The 13,232-nt window shown below is 57.9% G+C and carries 11 protein-coding genes; 5 read left to right on the top strand and 6 right to left on the bottom strand.

The features are described from left to right. Positions 1–27 precede the first annotated feature (27 nt). The 4 genes from V6936_RS10290 (at position 28) to V6936_RS10275 (ending at position 4,545) form a co-directional block, all read left to right on the top strand. A complete protein-coding gene (locus V6936_RS10290; RefSeq protein WP_003803728.1) occupies positions 28–663 on the top strand; it encodes a TRAP transporter small permease in 636 nt (211 codons plus the stop codon). After that, positions 660–1,985 carry a TRAP transporter large permease gene (locus V6936_RS10285; protein WP_003803726.1) on the top strand — a complete coding sequence of 442 codons (1,326 nt, stop codon included), beginning with the start codon at positions 660–662 and terminating at the stop codon, positions 1,983–1,985. The genes V6936_RS10290 and V6936_RS10285 overlap by 4 nt, the downstream gene beginning before the upstream one ends. 385 nt (positions 1,986–2,370) lie before the next feature. Further along, the gene (locus V6936_RS10280) at positions 2,371–2,880 is read left to right on the top strand and encodes a peroxiredoxin (RefSeq protein WP_003803725.1); all 510 of its coding nucleotides are present in this window, start codon (positions 2,371–2,373) and stop codon (positions 2,878–2,880) included. Positions 2,881–3,045: 165 nt separating this feature from the next. Then, positions 3,046–4,545 carry an MFS transporter gene (locus tag V6936_RS10275; RefSeq protein WP_301606741.1) on the top strand — a complete coding sequence of 500 codons (1,500 nt, stop codon included), beginning with the start codon at positions 3,046–3,048 and terminating at the stop codon, positions 4,543–4,545. A 101-nt stretch (positions 4,546–4,646) separates the two neighbouring features. Here V6936_RS10275 and V6936_RS10270 read toward each other — a convergent pair whose 3' ends face one another. From V6936_RS10270 to bioB, 3 genes are all read right to left on the bottom strand, one after another. Beyond that, the gene (locus tag V6936_RS10270) at positions 4,647–5,663 is read right to left on the bottom strand and encodes a BMP family protein (protein WP_003803722.1); all 1,017 of its coding nucleotides are present in this window, start codon (positions 5,661–5,663) and stop codon (positions 4,647–4,649) included. Between the two features lie 169 nt (positions 5,664–5,832). After that, the gene (locus V6936_RS10265; RefSeq protein ID WP_059318661.1) at positions 5,833–6,684 is read right to left on the bottom strand and encodes an EamA family transporter; all 852 of its coding nucleotides are present in this window, start codon (positions 6,682–6,684) and stop codon (positions 5,833–5,835) included. Between the two features lies 1 nt (position 6,685). After that, on the bottom strand, positions 6,686–7,702 hold the full coding sequence (gene bioB / locus V6936_RS10260; RefSeq protein WP_003803719.1) for a biotin synthase BioB: 1,017 nt from the start codon (positions 7,700–7,702) through the stop codon (positions 6,686–6,688). A gap of 288 nt (positions 7,703–7,990) precedes the next feature. Here bioB and V6936_RS10255 point away from each other — a divergent pair, with 288 nt between their 5' ends. After that, entirely contained in the window at positions 7,991–8,413 is a 423-nt protein-coding gene (locus V6936_RS10255) for an acyl-CoA thioesterase (protein ID WP_003803716.1), read from the top strand. Here the strand turns inward: V6936_RS10255 and V6936_RS10250 are convergent. The 3 genes from V6936_RS10250 to V6936_RS10240 form a co-directional block, all read right to left on the bottom strand. Continuing rightward, complete coding sequence (locus V6936_RS10250) at positions 8,390–8,872, bottom strand: DUF3293 domain-containing protein (RefSeq protein WP_003803714.1); 483 nt, start codon at positions 8,870–8,872, stop codon at positions 8,390–8,392. The two genes, V6936_RS10255 and V6936_RS10250, sit on opposite strands and share 24 nt — an antisense overlap. A 189-nt stretch (positions 8,873–9,061) precedes the next feature. Then, on the bottom strand, positions 9,062–12,133 hold the full coding sequence (locus V6936_RS10245) for an efflux RND transporter permease subunit (RefSeq protein ID WP_301606746.1): 3,072 nt from the start codon (positions 12,131–12,133) through the stop codon (positions 9,062–9,064). Then, the gene (locus V6936_RS10240) at positions 12,130–13,215 is read right to left on the bottom strand and encodes an efflux RND transporter periplasmic adaptor subunit (protein WP_131071303.1); all 1,086 of its coding nucleotides are present in this window, start codon (positions 13,213–13,215) and stop codon (positions 12,130–12,132) included. The genes V6936_RS10245 and V6936_RS10240 overlap by 4 nt, the downstream gene beginning before the upstream one ends. Positions 13,216–13,232: the final 17 nt, after the last annotated feature.

Genomic DNA, 13,232 nt, shown 5'->3' with positions numbered 1-13,232 from the left:
CGGGCCAACTGTAGTCTGGAGCTACCCATGTTTTTACGATTTCTGGACCGCTTTGAGGAAATGTTCATTTCATTTCTGATGGTGGCCGCCGTAGTGATTATTTTTGTAGCGGTCTGCCAGCGCTACTCGGTCAGTCTGTTGGCGGACCTGGTGGCCTGGTCGCGGGCTCAGGGCTATGAGTCCGTCATGGCCATGGCTCGTTCTACCTATCGAAGCGTGGCCGGCATCAACCTGCTCTGGGCACAGGAGCTGTGCATTTACCTGTTCGTCTGGATGGCCAAGTTCGGCGCTGCTTATGGCGTGCGCATTGGCATCCACGTGGGGGTGGACGTGTTGGTGAACGCGGTGGGACCGCGCTGGCGTCATCTGCTGGTGGTGATTTCTCTGTTGTCGGGCGCTTTGTTCACCGCGATTGTGGCCTGGATCGGTGGCAGCTTTGTCTATGGCATTGCCCAGACGGCCCAGGTGTCGGCTGATCTGGAGGTGCCCGTGTGGATTGTGTATCTGGCTGTGCCGGCAGGCTCGTTGCTGATGTGCTTTCGCTTTCTGCAGGCCTTGATGAACTTTATTCAGACGGGGCATTTGCCCAATCACGAGCCGGTGGCGGATCTGGTGGCTGAAACAGAGCGCGGTCTGTCTGAATCTGAAGGAGCGCGCGCATGACCGCCCTGATTATTTTTGCCATGCTGGCTGTCCTGCTGCTGACAGGCATGCCCGTATCGATTGCCCTGGGCCTGACGGTGATGGGATTTCTGTTCACCATGACCGAAGTTCCGATGGACAGTATTGCGCTCAAGCTGTTCACCGGGATTGAAAAGTTCGAGATCATGGCGATCCCGTTCTTTATTTTGGCGGGCAGTTTCCTGACTCATGGCGGGGTCGCCCAGCGCATGATTCGTTTTGCCGCCTCCCTGGTGGGGCACATGCCCGGTGGCATGGGTCTGGCGGCCGTGCTGGCCTGCGCCTTGTTTGCATCCATCAGCGGTTCGTCGCCGGCGACGGTGGCGGCCATTGGTTCCATCATGATTCCGGCCATGGTCAAACAAGGCTATCCGGCGCAGTTTGGTACCGGGATTGTGGCAACGTCGGGCGGTCTGGGCATTTTGCTGCCACCGTCGATTGTGATGGTGATGTACGCCGTGGCCACCAGTGGCATGATGGTGGAAGGTCCGGACGGCGCCAAAGTGGGCACAGCTTCGATCGGTCAGTTGTTTATTGCCGGCGTGGTTCCAGGTTTGATCCTGGCATTCCTTCTGGGGGCAACGACCATGTTCCGTGCCTGGAAACTGGACTACCCCCGTATGCCGCGTGCCTCCTACAAAGAGCGCTGGCGTGCCTTCCTGGACTCCATCTGGGGCCTGATGCTGATCGTCATTGTGATGGGCGGTATCTATTCCGGTGTCTTTACCCCCACCGAAGCGGCCGCCATCAGTGCCGTGTACGCCTTTGTGATTGCCGTCTGGGTCTATAAGGATGTGAAGCTGCGTGAGGTAAAACGCATTGTGCTGGAATCGGCAGCCATGAGCGCCATGCTGCTGTACATCATCACCAATGCGGTCATGTTTGCCTTCATCCTGACCTCCGAGCAGATTCCACAGGCGATTGCCGAATGGATTGTGTCGCAGGGCATGGGCCTGATCGCGTTCCTGCTGTTTGTGAACGTCTTGCTGCTGGTGATCGGCATGGTGATGGAGCCCTCGGGTCTGATCTTGATTATGGCTCCCATCCTGTTCCCGGTTGCCATGAAGCTGGGCATGGACCCGGTTCACTTTGGCATCATGCTGGTGGTGAATATGGAGATCGGGCTGGCGACACCGCCGGTCGGTTTGAATCTGTATGTGGCCTCCAGCATATCGAAGCTGGGGCTGACCGAAGTGACCAAGTCCACGGTGCCCTGGTTGCTGACCGGTTTGGCCTTCCTGCTGATGATTACCTTCATTCCGGAAATTACGCTTTGGCTGCCCCGCATGATGGGATGGCTGTAGGAGTCCTGATTGCTATCCGCGGTCAGGGCGGGGTGAGCCCATAATGGGGCAGCATGGCGTTATGTCGTCTGTGTAAAACGTGAATCACCCTGAAGGCCGGGCGACAAGCCCGGCCTTTTTTGTGGGCGGGCGTTTTGGAGGCGGGCAGATTGTTTTTGTGCAGCGGCTGCTTTGGTGTGTGTTGAAACGGCCTGATGTCAGAATCGTCGGCTGCTGGCGTCTTGCGCTTATTGCATGACCGGGCTCTGTTGAATGGGTTTCCCCCGGCATGTAGGCAAGTGAAACGTACTGATAAGTATTATTTGCCTATTGGCGCGGCCAGTCTATTAGTATCATAGGTTGTTCGGGCCGCCATGCTGGCGGTATTTATTCATACGGAGACCTTATGTCCATTTCAGTCGGTGAGCGCGTTCCAGACGCGACCCTTAGCGAGTACATTGAAACCGCCACGGAAAGCTGCCCTATGGGCCCCAATAACTTTCAGGTGGCTGATCTGGTTAAAGGCAAGAAAATTGCCGTGTTTGCCGTTCCAGGCGCGTTCACTCCCACCTGCTCCGAGCAGCACCTGCCTGGCTTTATCGCCAAGGCAGAGGCGTTCAAGGCGGCTGGCGTTGATGAGATCTGGTGCGTGGCGGTAAACGATCCTTTCGTGATGGGCGCCTGGGGCAAGTCCCTGAACGTCAATGGCAAAGTTCGTTTGCTGGCCGATGGCAGCGCGGTCTGGACCAAGAAACTGGGTCTGGAATTTGACCTGACCGCCAAAGGTCTGGGCGTTCGTTCCAAGCGTTTTTCTGCTTTGCTGGACGACGGCGTTGTCACGCAGCTGAACATTGACAACGACGGTGGCCTGCACACAACGGATGCAGACACCCTGCTCAAACAGGTACAGTCTTAAGTATCTGATCCCGCGCCAGTCCGGCGTGGCGTGGGAGAGAAGGCTTACAAAGCGCTGGCTGCAAGCTGGCGCTTTTTTTTACCGTGCTTCTGTCGCGATATCGGTGCCGACACCTGAACGATCGCGATGGCCTGGGCGGTTCTGCAGTTTTTTTAGGATGTGTGAATGCTGACATCGGTGGGTGCGTTCTCGTCCCTGTATTTTGCGACCCTGATGCTCTTGCTCAGCTCGGGCCTGTTCAATACCTTCATGGGGGTGCGCCTGACGGCCATCTCGGTGTCAGAGGTGTGGATCGGCGGCCTGATTGCCGTGTATTACCTGGGTCTGGTTTTTGGCGCCCGTATGGGACATCGCCTCATCATGGGGGTAGGCCATATTCGGGCCTATGCGGCCAGCGCGGCTATTGTCACCATTTGTGTGCTGCTTCAGATTCTGATCGACTCCATGTACGTCTGGTTGTTGCTGCGCTTTTTGGCGGGCGCGGCCATGGTGGTGCAGTTTATGGGGATTGAAAGCTGGCTGAATGAGCAAAGTGACAACAGCCAGCGCGGTACGATTTTTGCCATCTACATGGTGTTTTCCAGCCTGGGTACGGTGCTGGGACAGTTGTCCCTCACGCTGTTTCCCCATTTGAATTACGAGCCCTTGGTATTTGTGGCCATTTGTTCGGCCTTCAGTCTGGTGCCCGTGGCCATTACCCGCCGCAGTCACCCGCCTTTGCAGGTACCAGCGCCGATCAATGCACGCTATTACGTTGATCGAGTGCCCCTGTCCATGATGGTGTTGCTGGTTGCCGGTATGCTGACGGGTGCTTTTTATGGTCTGGCACCGGTGTACGCTGTGCGCGTGCATTTAAGTAGTGAGCAGGCTGCCTTGTTTGTGGCGGTGTCGGTGGCCGCGGGCGTTCTGGCGCAATGGCCGGTAGGTTGGCTGGCGGATCGCATGAGCCGCGTCAAGCTGATTCGCATCAATGCCATTTGTTTGCTGGCCCTGGCCATTCCATTATGGGGCTGGTTCGAGGTGCCGTTTTGGTTTTTGCTGATCTTCTCGGCCATGTTCGGGGTGCTGCAATTTACCCTGTATCCCTTGGGGGCGGCGTTTGCCAATGACAACGTCGATCCGGAGCGGCGCGTAGGTCTTAGTGCCATTCTTTATATGGTGTATGGGCTGGGGGCCTGTGTGGGGCCGCTGCTGGCCGGTGGCCTGATGACCTATATCGGCAGCAATCTGTATTACATCTTTGTGGCGGTCTGTGGCTTGTCGCTGGTCTTGCTGGTTCGTCCGCAAAAGGTACTGGGTGATCACTTGAGCCAGGATGCTCCCACCACTTTTGTGCCCATGCCCGACAGTTTGCAAAGCTCGGCAGCCGCCGTGGCGCTGGACCCACGCGTGGATATCAGCTCTGACGTGTCGCACGACCCGGTGTTCGAGGATCTGCCGCCCGTTCAAGAGCGGGTGCCCGCAACGATGGAAAGCACGGCCATGGAGCGCAAGGAGGGGGATGAATCTGCAGGGGCGACACATACAGAGAAAGACAAGGGGGTTGATCCCGTCGTGGGCAGCGCCGCAGACTTGGATGGCTCTGGGAAGCAGATCGATACGGGAAGCCCGGGACACACCGAAGACGCAGAGAGCAAGCGTACATCGTCAGATCCGGGTTCCTGAGCCCTCGCCAGAATCGGACATGGTGTTGTAGCCTTTTCAAGCATGATTCATTCATGAAAAAACCCAGGCCACGCCTGGGTTTTTGTAGGCCTGCCTGAATCTTAAATCTGGAATTCAGGCCCGTTAAATTCGGCCTCAACCTCAATCTTGCCGCTCAGAATGTCCTGCTGCAGCGCTGCAATACGCTGGCGCACGACATCCGGGGTATCGGGAGCCATGATCAGCCGTACCGCATCAGGCTGTTGCAAGCCCACCTTAAAGATCTTGCCGGACTCGAACTTGTTTTCGCTCAGGTCCTTGCATGCTTGAAAAACGCCAATGCCTACATCCGCCCAGGCCGAACCTATAAACACATCGGGTTCGCGAGCCACCCAGTCAATCACATTGCCGATTTGCTTGATGCCCAGTTCACGGCAGGCCTGCGTTGTGCCGCTACGTCCTTTGTTCAGCATGGTGTAGATGATGTCTGCTCCGGCTTTGGCCTGAGCCTGGGTGACGCGGGCGGCCAGCTCAATATCATCCTGATTGCCGGAGAAATTTGTCAGCAGCTTCACCTCCGGATTGGCGTGCTTGACGCCAGCCGCATAGGACGCACGGGCGCGTAAGCCCGGTGGCACCCGTATCCCGGACTGGTGTGCCACCACGCCGGTTTTCGTCATCAGGGCTGCATAGGCACCGGCCAGCCAGGCGGACTCTTCCTGACGAACGTCGTAACTGCTCAGATTGCTGGCGGTAACCGCTCCTTGGGTGATCACCAGGCGGATATCAGGAAACTCCTTGGCGACAGCCAGTGCGGCGTCGGTATTCTGACCTCCGTGAGCGATCAGCAAGTCAGGTTTGTAGTGAGTGGCCAGTTCACGCAAGGCGGCTATCTGCGCCTGGGTTTCATTGGCAACCTGGTCTTTGTAATGGCCGCTAAGAGCGAGCTGATCCATGGCTTTTTTAAAGCCTTGGTAGCCCGCCTGCATGAAGCCGTTGTCATCGATGTGGCCGCAGAACAGGGCAGCGACCACCGGTTTGCTGGCAGCCAGAACGCGGCGGCTGAGCCAAGGCGTGGCCAATGTGCCCGCTGCAGCGCAGGTGGCCAGTAGTAATTGGCGGCGTGTTAATCCGGTCATGATGATGTCTCCTGGGTAGTCTCCGACGTGAGCGTCGGTAGAATTTGTTTTTTCTAATCTACAGGAGATGAAAAGCAGTCGTGCCCCGTCGCTTTAAATGTCAATCATATGGCTTTTCTTATAGTGCGGTTTGCCGGGCCCCGATGGGCTTGGCCCGGCAGGGGGCTGTTTAACGGGGAATCAGCGCGACGATGGCTCCTATGGCCAAGACAACACCCACGATATTGAGCGCACTAAGCTTTTCTTTGAAGAAACCGGCTCCAATGAGGGCTCCCAGCGCAATCACGCCGATGTTCATGGCAGAAAACACCAGAGTCGGGTTTTCGGGAAAGAGCTGATGGGCCCGAATATAAAAGAAAATATTCCCAAAATTCAGTGAACCCAGTACCAGTCCGGCCAGCAGGCTACCTTTGTGCCATTGGCAGCGCTTGATCAACAGCCAGCACAACATCAGCACACCCGCCAGGGAAAAGGACACAACCAGGCTGCTGGAGAAGGCAGCGCCCGCTTTGGAGAGCTGCTTGAACAGAATGTCGATCACGCCATACCCTAACCATACCGCCAGCAGCATCAGGGCAGGGTGCCCGGATCCCGGCTCCTGACTGCTGGACGAGCGGGGGCGTATCAGCAAACACAGCAGGGCAGTCAGGGCCAGGGCAATACCCAGCAGTTTCTGGCCGCCCATGTGTTCGCCAAACAGAAGAAAAGCAGCCAACAAGGGTAGAAACAGCGACAGTCGCTGGGCAGCGTCACTGAGTACGATGCCAGCCTGTCGGACGGCGGCCGCCATGAACAGAAAGACACTGGGCAGCAGGACGCCCAGCGCAATCAGAATCCACCACGGGGTAGCTGGATTGAGCAGGCTGCTCGGATGGGGTTGCAACAGTACCAGGCTTAAGGTGACTGCTACGCCGTAGTTGACCATGATGGCCTGAGCCACATCGATCTGCCGCTGGCGAGCGATCTTCAGCAAAATGGAAACGGCAACACTACACAGAATACTGGCGAACAGGGTCAGCATGTCAGAGAGCCTCGAGCATGGCGCGTGGTCGGGTCTGTTCCAGGGACAGAGGTGGTTCGGACAAGGTGGTTTTGGCAGCTTCCAGTTGCAGTCGGGCAAACAGATCCTGATCGGCCACAAACTGCGGATTGCCAGTCGTCAACAATTGCTCGCCGTAGAAAATCGAGTTGGCTCCGGCCATAAAGCACAGTGCCTGGGTGCTGTCGTCCATGGTTTCGCGGCCGGCAGACAGGCGTACGGCGCTGGTGGGCATCAGGATGCGGGCAATGGCGATGGTGCGCACAAACTCGAAAGGGTCCAGGTCCTCGACCTGATCCAGAGGCGTTCCGGGCACTTTAACCAGTTGATTGATCGGCACGGACTCGGGGTAGGGGCGCATATTGGCCAGTTGAGCAAGCAGACCGGCACGCTCGCGCCGGCTCTCGCCCATGCCAATGATTCCGCCGCAACAACTGTTCAATCCGGCTGCGCGGACACGTTCCAAGGTGTCCAGCCGGTCTTGGTAGGTGCGTGTGCTGATGATCTGTCCGTAGAATTCCGGCGAGGTGTCCAGATTGTGGTTGTAGTAGTCCAGTCCGGCCTCTTTAAGGCGTTCGGCCTGGCCTTCTTTGAGCATGCCCAGGGTGACACAGGTTTCCAGTCCCATGGCTTTGACAGCGCTGACCATATCAATGACTTGATCCAGCTGTTTTTCGGTGGGGGAGCGCCAGGCAGCGCCCATGCAAAAGCGTTGCGCTCCTTGTGCCTGGGCCGCACGCGCGGCTTCCAGCACCTTCTCCAGAGGCATCAGGGGTTCGGGTTCCAGCTCGGTCTGGTACTTGGACGACTGTGGACAATAGGAACAGTCCTCGGGACAGGCGCCTGTCTTGATGGACAGAAGGCTGGAGAGCTGGATCTGATTGGCAGGGTGGTGTTGTCTATGGACAGTCTGTGCCTGGAATACAAGGTCCATAAAAGGCAACTCGTACAGCTCCATGATGCGACGGATCGTCCAGGGGGCGGGGGTATTTACAGACATGGCAGGCTACCTTATTCAGTGACGCGGCTATGCTAGGTTCTCCCTCACTGAAAGACGACTTTGCCGCCCTGTCGATAGCGCGCCATTGTCGGGCTGACTGGCTTGCTTTCATGTTAATTGAATGAAAATGCGCTTAATTTCTTCTAATTTTCATTATTTATGTTGATGCAAATTGTTTCCATCCAAATATTTGCAAAATGTTTCAATGGCTGATTGACAGGCTGATTGCCCAGGGTTCGAGGTTTTTATCCGCGCTAAACTAAGGGGAAAATTTGTCAAAGGATCAACATGCATGTGTTCGAGCGCCGCATCACCGTGGAGTGGGGTGACTGCGATGAGGCCGGGATTGTTTTTTATCCCAATTATTTTTATTGGTTTGACAGCACGTATCAGGCCTGGCTGCGGCAAGTGGGGTTGAGTCAGCGTATTTTGCAAAGTGAGTACGACGCGGTGACACCACTGGTGGATGTGGGCGCCAATTTCCGTGCGCCGGTGACTTATGACCAGGAAATTCGTATTGGGGTGCGGGTCGTCCAATGGCAGGAGGGACGTTTCAAGATGGAATACCAGGTCTTCAATATGGACGGGGTACAGGTTGCCAGCGGTCATGAGTGGCGCGCGTGGGCGAAGGTTCTGCCCGGGGGAAAACTCAAAGCGGCGGCCATTGCCCCCGGTTTTCGTCAGCGTCTAGAGGGAGGTGGTGCTGTTTAACTGGGCCTGATTCGACGCAGGCAGGCGTTGTTGCACATCATGCAAGGCCGGCTTGCCATCGAGCGGGATGTAGACAAAAGCCAATTGCTTGAACAGGCGCGCTTGCCAGCGTGCTTGTTGCAGGCTGATATCGAGTACCAGCAGGCTGGGTTCATCTGGCCATTTACCATTGGGGTCCAGGTTGACTGCAGGCCACCAGCGCAAGTCCAGTTTCTGCAAACTACGCAGCAAACTTTCCTGGACTGCGTCGTTAAAAGCACGGCTGCAAATTTGTGCGCCTGGATTGCAGGCGGTCAAAATCGCCGCCCCACGGCTGGTTTCCTGTTGCAGTAACTGATTTAAGGTTCTGTTGAACTGGCCGATACGCACATCTATATCGCCCTGCGGGCTATGTACACGGTAGATCGCCTTCTCGAATGCGTGAGACAGGGCGGCGGGCAGGTCTTTCTGTGTAGACATAAGCTATCTTGCGTCGTTCTGTTCTCTGGACCCACAAAACAGGCAGTGGGATGCATGGTTTCTGTGCTAAAGCCCACCCCCGGCAAAAGGCGCCCATTTTTAATGGGAGGCAGCCGGCAGAGAAAAAATCTGCCGGGCGCGGGGAGCTTGTTTCAGACCATGCATCCATTATTTACACAGTTTCAGCCTTCAAGCAAGGGATGCGACCCGTGGGTCCTGGATGCGATTCCAGATGGCATACAGGCTGGGCAAGAATAAAAGGGTCAGGATGGTGCCGATGGCTGTGCCGCCGATCAGCGTCAATGCCATGGATCCCCAGAACACGGAAAACGATAGCGGGATAAACGCCAGCACGGCGGCCAGCGCCGTCAAGATAACCGGGCGGGCGCGCTGGACGGTAGCTTCAATCACCGCATCATAGGGGGAGGCCCCTTCGGCGCGATTGGTCTTGATCTGCTCGATCAGGATGAGTGTGTTACGCATCAGGATGCCGGCCAGACCAATCAGCCCCAAAATGGCGGTGAAGCCAAAGGGCTGCTGAAAGATCAGCAGGGCCGGCACGCTGCCAATCAGTCCCAAGGGGGCAGTCAGAAATACCATGATCATGTTCGAGAGCGAACGCACCTGGATCACGATGACCAGGAGCATCAGCGCAATCATGACCGGAAAGACCGGCAACAGAGCGTCGTTGGATTTCTTGGCCTCGGCGGTAATCCCGCTCATCTCGATCAGATAGCCCGGTGGCAGAGAGGCTTGCAGGGGAGCAAATGCCTCCATGACCCGGTTGGCCACTTCTGCCGGCTGAACGTGTGGAGCAATGTCACCGCGCACGGTCATGGTGGGTAAACGATTGCGGCGAGCCAACTTGGGCTCCTCCTGGATGATCTCCAGTTTCCCAATCTGTTCCAGTGGCAGGTTCTTGCCTTGGTCGTTGGTGACGGTCAGGCCAGACAGTCGGGTGGGGTCATGCCGGTTGATCGCCGAGCTGCGGGCGATGACCAGGACATTGCGCAGGTCCTCACGGTATTCCGCCACTGTCGTACCATCGAGTTGCAGCTGAATTTGCTCGGCCAGACGCTGGCGGTTCAAGCCCAGGGCTTGCAGGCGTTGCGGGTCTATATCCAGCTTCAACACGGGCACGCGTGCGCCCCAGTCCACGTTGACCTGACGCATGTCCGGGTCGGCTCGCATGATGGCCATGGCCTGTTCCGAAATGTCGCGCAACCTGTCCAGTTCGGGGCCCCGAACCAGAAACTCGACCGGATACTTGGTGGAGGGGCCAAATACCAGTTGGGTGGCGCGAACCCGTGCCTCGGGAGTCAGACCATCGGCCACCACCTGACGAAAGCGCTGCAGCAAGGCATCGCGGTCGTGATGATCCGCCGTCAGGACGACCAGACGGGCAAACGAAGGGTCCGGCAGTTCCGGGTTGTAGGACAGAAAAAAGCGTGGCGCACCCTGTCCGGCATAGCTGGTGACCAGTCGTGTTTCAGGCTGCTCGCGCAGCCAGCTTTCCACTTTGCGGGTGACGGCCTGAGTGGACTGGATGCTGCTGCCTTCGGGCAACTGCACCTCCACCAGCAGTTCAGGCCGATCGGACGTGGGGAAAAACTGCTGTTTGACGAAACCCATGCCCACCACCGCCAATATGAAGGCCCCCACCACAATACCGGCCACCAGAAACTTATGGTGTACGGACCAGGCGATCATGCGCCGCAGGCGCATATAGTTGGGCGTGTCGTAAATGGCTTGATGGCCCCCTGGGCGGGCCGCAATGGCGGGCAAGAGCTTCACGCCCATATAAGGCGTGAACGCCACGGCGACCACCCAGGAAGTCAACAGGGCGGCTGCCAGAATCCAGAAGATGTTGCCTGCATACTCTCCGGCAGAGGAGCGGGCAAACCCGACGGGCAGAAAGCCAATAATGGTCACCAGCGTGCCAGAGAGCATCGGGGCTGCCGTATGATTCCAGGCGTAGGCGGCGGCCTTCAGGCGGTCCATGCCTTCTTCCATCTTCACGATCATGATCTCGATGGCAATAATGGCATCGTCCACCAGCAGGCCCAGCGAGATAATCAGCGCGCCCAGTGTGACTCGGTCAAAGACCTTGCCCGTCATCATCATGATGACAAACACCATGGCTAGTGTCAGGGGGACGGCAGCGGCCACGACGATCCCCACCCGCCAGCCCATGCTGATCAGACACACCAGCAGCACCACACTGAGCGCGGCGAAGAACTTGAACATGAACTCGCCCACCGCCGAGGCAATATTCACCGATTGGTTGGTCACGGTCTCCAGCGAGAATCCCAAAGGCAGGGCGGCAGCAATCTCTTCGCGCGCTTTCTCGAGATCTTTGCCCAGGTACAGGCCGTTATAGCCTTCTTGCATGACCACATCCAGCAGCATGGCAAACTGCGCATTATGATGAATCTCGAAGCTGGGCGGGTCCTCGTAGCCCCGGCTGATGGTGGCAATATCGCCCAGACGCAGCGCGTGACCCTGAACATAAATATAGGTGTCGCTGATCGCCTGAACATTATCCAGTCCCGCACTGAGGCGCAGATGAATCCGTGGCCCGTCGGTACTGATGGCGCCACTGGGGGTCATGGCGCTGCGCTGCGACAGGGCCTGCAGGATCTGTTGGGGATTGAGTTGCAAATTGTGCAGCTTGGTCTCGTCCAGATCGATGAAAATACGTTCGCTTTGCTCCCCCAGGATGTTGACCTTCTTGACGCCGGGCACTTGCAGCAACTGGCTGCGTACCTTCTCCGCTTCCCGGGTCAGCAGGCGGGGCGGCAAACCAGGGGCCTGCAGCGCGAACAGGCTGAACGACACATCCGAATACTCGTCATTGACGAAAGGGCCCTGTACGCCCTGGGGCAGACTGGGCGCCTGATCCTGGAGCTTTTTACGTAACTGGTAGAACTCGCTCTGGACATCGGCCGGGGGCATGGTGTCCTTCAAGGTCACCACCATCAGGGCAGTGCCGGGACGGGTGACAGTCTCCACTTTGTCAAACCAGCGCAGCTCCTGCATGCGTTTTTCCAGGGGCTCGGCCACCAGATCCTGCATTTCCTGGGCCGTGGCACCGGGCCACAGGGTGGTAACGGTAAGAACTTTGACGGTAAACGCCGGGTCTTCTGCCCGACCCAGTTTGACGAAGGAGTAGATGCCGGACGCCGCCAGGGCGATGATCAGAAATAGCGTGATGGCCCGTTCGCGCACGGCCAGCGCGGAAAGATTGAAGCGGCCTGTCATGGCTTGGCCTCGCGTGTTTCAGGGCGCACTTCCTGGCCTTCGTGCAAGAGATTGGCGCCCAGCGCCACGATAGGGGTGCCCGCATCGGGCCCATCGGAAAGGTAGGCGTGTTCCTGGGCCAGCTTGGCGATAGTCACTGCCTGCCAATGCACGGTGTTCTGAGCGTCGATGACCCACACGCCCGGGCCTTTGCCTGGATCGTAAAGCGCGGTGAGGGGAACCTGGTTCAAGGCATCCGCCTCCGGGGGTGTCAGGTGCACGATGGCGCTGGAACCCAGGCGGGCGCTGATGTTTTCATCGTCAAAGGAGAAGCGGGCCTGATAGCTGCGCGTGGCCGGGTCCGAGGACTGGGCCAGTTCGCGCAATCGGGCGGGCAGGCTTTGCTGGGAGTCGGTCAGCTCGATCGTGGCGCGGGTGCCCAGCGGAATATCCCATTGCTCAGGCAGGCTGACGATCACCTCTCGCGGGCCGTCCTGAGCCAGACGTAGCACGGCCTGGCCGGGACTGACAACCTGGCCAACGTCACCCATCTGCGCAGTGATAATGCCATCCGCATCTGCCTTTAGGGCGCTGTACTGATCGGCATTCCGTGCGATTTCGGCCTGTGCCTGGGCGGACTTGAGATTGGCCTGAGCGCTGCGCAACGCCTGTCTGCTTTGTTCGTGGGCCTGACGAGAGACGCCCCCCTGGTCGACCAGCAAAGACAGGCGCTTGTAATCCGATTCGGCCTGTTCGGCCTGAGCCTGGGCAGCTTGTACGGCGGCCAGACGGGCGCGGTGATCCAACTGCAGGTCCTTGGGGTCCAGCGTCATGAGGAGCTGCCCCTTTTTCACATGTTCACCGTTTTGGACATGGCGTGTGTCAATTTTGCCGCCCACCCGGAAGGCCAGTGGGCTTTCGATTCGTGCGCTGACCAGTCCCAGAAAGCGCCGTTGCTGATCCGCCTTGGCTTGAACCATGCTTTGAATCACCAAGGGCGCCTGGGTGCGCGGGTCAGCCTCCTGGGTCTGCTGGCTGCACCCCATGAGAACCAGGGCGGTGGACAAACTCAATACAGGACTAAGAGAGCGAAAGAGAGCCATGCAGGACTCCGGGTAAG

It is taken from the genome of Alcaligenes sp. CHO6 (genome assembly GCF_037120595.1).
In the GTDB taxonomy this organism is placed as follows: Bacteria; Pseudomonadota; Gammaproteobacteria; order Burkholderiales; family Burkholderiaceae_B; genus Alcaligenes; species Alcaligenes ammonioxydans.
This window is presented reverse-complemented; position numbering and strand designations above follow the sequence as displayed.

Excerpts from the sequence above, each read along its gene's own strand:
- V6936_RS10280 (WP_003803725.1), top strand. The coding sequence starts at position 2,371 with ATGTCCATTTCAGTCGGTGAGCGCGTTCCAGACGCGACCCTTAGCGAG.
- V6936_RS10265 (WP_059318661.1), bottom strand. The coding sequence starts at position 6,684 with ATGCTGACCCTGTTCGCCAGTATTCTGTGTAGTGTTGCCGTTTCCATT.
- V6936_RS10290 (WP_003803728.1), top strand. The coding sequence starts at position 28 with ATGTTTTTACGATTTCTGGACCGCTTTGAGGAAATGTTCATTTCATTT.
- V6936_RS10255 (WP_003803716.1), top strand. The coding sequence starts at position 7,991 with ATGCATGTGTTCGAGCGCCGCATCACCGTGGAGTGGGGTGACTGCGAT.
- V6936_RS10270 (WP_003803722.1), bottom strand. The coding sequence starts at position 5,663 with ATGACCGGATTAACACGCCGCCAATTACTACTGGCCACCTGCGCTGCA.
- V6936_RS10275 (WP_301606741.1), top strand. The coding sequence starts at position 3,046 with ATGCTGACATCGGTGGGTGCGTTCTCGTCCCTGTATTTTGCGACCCTG.
- V6936_RS10250 (WP_003803714.1), bottom strand. The coding sequence starts at position 8,872 with ATGTCTACACAGAAAGACCTGCCCGCCGCCCTGTCTCACGCATTCGAG.
- bioB (WP_003803719.1), bottom strand. The coding sequence starts at position 7,702 with ATGTCTGTAAATACCCCCGCCCCCTGGACGATCCGTCGCATCATGGAG.
- V6936_RS10240 (WP_131071303.1), bottom strand. The coding sequence starts at position 13,215 with ATGGCTCTCTTTCGCTCTCTTAGTCCTGTATTGAGTTTGTCCACCGCC.
- V6936_RS10285 (WP_003803726.1), top strand. The coding sequence starts at position 660 with ATGACCGCCCTGATTATTTTTGCCATGCTGGCTGTCCTGCTGCTGACA.
- V6936_RS10245 (WP_301606746.1), bottom strand. The coding sequence starts at position 12,133 with ATGACAGGCCGCTTCAATCTTTCCGCGCTGGCCGTGCGCGAACGGGCC.